This is a genomic window from Actinomadura sp. 7K534 (assembly GCF_004348575.1).
In the GTDB taxonomy this organism is placed as follows: Bacteria; Actinomycetota; Actinomycetes; order Streptosporangiales; family Streptosporangiaceae; genus Spirillospora; species Spirillospora livida.
Map to the genome: position 1 here is coordinate 1 of NZ_SMKB01000476.1, position 1504 is coordinate 1504.

Below are 1504 nucleotides of genomic sequence, written 5' to 3' on the forward strand. Positions count from 1 at the left end.
CGGCCGGGGGCGGCGCGGGGCGCACGCCCGAGACGCGGCTCGCGCTCGTCCGGCGGGCGCGGCGGATCAACCGGATCCTGGCCGAGACCTACCCCGACGCGCACTGCGAGCTGAACTTCGGCACCCCCTTCCAGCTCCTCATCGCGACCGTCCTGTCGGCGCAGACCACCGACGCGCGCGTCAACCTGACCACGCCGGCGCTGTTCGCCAAGTACCCCGCCCCGGAGGACCTCGCCGCCGCCGACCCCGAGGACGTCGAGGCCATCCTGAAGCCCACCGGGTTCTTCCGGGCCAAGACCAAGTCGGTGATGGGGCTGTCCGCCGCGCTCCGCGACCGGTTCGGCGGCGAGGTCCCGGGACGGCTCGACGACCTCGTCACCCTGCCCGGCGTCGGGCGCAAGACGGCCAACGTCGTCCTGGGCAACGCGTTCGACGTCCCCGGCATCACCGTCGACACCCACTTCGGACGCCTCGCGCGGCGGTTCGGCTGGACCGCCGAGGACGACCCGGTCAAGGTCGAACAGGAGATCGGCTCGCTGTTCCCGCGCAAGGAGTGGACGATGCTGTCGCACAGGCTGATCTGGCACGGCCGCCGCATCTGCCATGCGCGCCGTCCCGCCTGCGGCGCCTGCCCGCTCGCACGGCTGTGCCCGTCGTTCGGTGAAGGGCCGACCGACGAGGAGACCGCGCGCAAGCTCGTCAAGCCCGGACCTTTCTCATGAGGTCCGGCGTGCGGGGAGACCTGGCGGGAAGGAACGCGGGGGTTCCGGAGTTGATCTGGACGTGACCGAGAACGCCCTTAGCTGCCCCCCGTGGCTCGACCGGTTCCGTACCGAGGGGCCGCGGATGCAGGTGCCGCCGATGTTCCGGCCCGCGTCCACCGCCCGTGAGGCCGCCGTCCTGATCCTGTTCGGCGAGGGGCCCGAAGGTCCCGACGTCCTGCTCACCGAGCGCGCGGCCACGCTGAGCAACCACGCCGGGCAGCCGGCGTTCCCCGGCGGCCGCATCGACCCCGAGGACAACGGGCCCGTCTCGGCAGCGCTGCGCGAGGCGTGGGAGGAGGCGGGCGTCGAACCGTCCGGCGTGGACGTCCTCTGCTCCCTGCCCGAGCTGTACCTGTCGCGGAGCGAATACCGGATCACGCCCGTCGCCGGCTGGTGGCGGGAGCCGTCGGAGGTGGCGCCCGGCCACCCGGGCGAGGTCGCGGCGGTCGCCCGCGTCCCGATCGGCGAGCTCGTCGACCCGGCGAACCGGATGATGGTGCGCCACCCGTCCGGAATCAGGCTCGGCCCGGCGTTCGACGTCCGGGGGATGCTCGTGTGGGGGTTCACTGCGGCGCTTCTCACGCAGGTCTTGGACGCCGGCGGCTGGAACCGCCCGTGGGACACCGACCGCGTCGAGGACCTCCCGCCGGAGGTCCTGAGCCTCGCCTCCCGGGGCTGAGCGGCCCCCTCGCAGGTCAGGCGAACCCGTCCGGCCGGGGCGGCGGTGCGGGGCGCGGCGG

At 73.9% G+C, this 1504-nt stretch carries 2 protein-coding genes; both read left to right on the plus strand.

The annotated features are described in order from the left end of the window. Nucleotides 1–722: endonuclease III (nth, locus tag E1266_RS37225; protein WP_243719376.1), on the plus strand; the 722-nt coding region annotated here is incomplete at its 5' end. Nucleotides 723–846: 124 nt separating this feature from the next. Next, the gene (locus tag E1266_RS37230) at nucleotides 847–1443 is read left to right on the plus strand and encodes a CoA pyrophosphatase (protein WP_132055272.1); all 597 of its coding nucleotides are present in this window, start codon (nucleotides 847–849) and stop codon (nucleotides 1441–1443) included. Nucleotides 1444–1504 lie beyond the last annotated feature (61 nt).